Origin of the sequence: Neglectibacter sp. X4 (assembly GCF_009917365.1) — a bacterium.
Classification (GTDB): Bacteria; Bacillota; Clostridia; order Oscillospirales; family Acutalibacteraceae; genus Acutalibacter.
The window spans coordinates 1-593 of sequence record NZ_QWLE01000300.1 but is presented as its reverse complement, the minus strand read 5'-3'; the positions used below and the strand labels follow the sequence as shown (position 1 = coordinate 593).

Below are 593 nucleotides of genomic sequence, written 5' to 3'. Positions count from 1 at the left end.
TTCGTAAAAATTTTCTATACTCATGGGTTTTGCCATTGTTCTTAACCTTTCCTTATCTACGCCTGAACAAATTTTATCTACAAGTGTTCACTTCATCGGACTAGAATTCGCCTATTTTTAATAATTCAAAATCCTTACTTTTGAAGGAAACGCACCAAAGCCTGTTCCAATGCCAGAGTTATCTTCTAATATTTCTAAGATTCCAAGTTCTTCAAGTTTCTTTAATGTTCTAATACTACAGTTACCGCCCTGTGTATATACTATCCCATTTTGAGCATCAATTATTTTCATCGCTTGACATAGCTCACTTTTCTTAATCTTTTTCAAATCAATAACCTGTTTTCTTGCTTCATCAATTTGCGCCTTGCAAAAATCAATTGTTTCTTGTTGAACCTTTGATAATCTCATTTCTATTAATACTCCTATTTTTATATAATCTATCATTGAAACAGTACCTAAAAGTCCGATTTGTGGATCTGTTAGGCAAAGTCTATGAGCTACCTTTTACCAAATTTAGTATTAGTTTTCCTTGTATAATTCTCTATCAAAAACAAACCAAAAACCGTTATTTCCATATGGTGATTCTTTTCTAA

The 593-nt window shown here is 31.5% G+C and carries 1 protein-coding gene; it reads right to left on the bottom strand.

Features of this window, described 5'->3' with window-relative positions:
• Nucleotides 1-117: 117 nt before the first annotated feature.
• Nucleotides 118-444 (bottom strand): hypothetical protein, encoded by a 327-nt coding sequence (locus tag D1841_RS18235; RefSeq protein ID WP_166554388.1) that lies wholly within the window; start codon nucleotides 442-444, stop codon nucleotides 118-120.
• Between the last annotated feature and the right edge of the window lie 149 nt (nucleotides 445-593).

Coding starts and splice junctions, on each gene's coding strand:
- D1841_RS18235 (WP_166554388.1), bottom strand. CDS start 444: ATGATAGATTATATAAAAATAGGAGTATTAATAGAAATGAGATTATCA.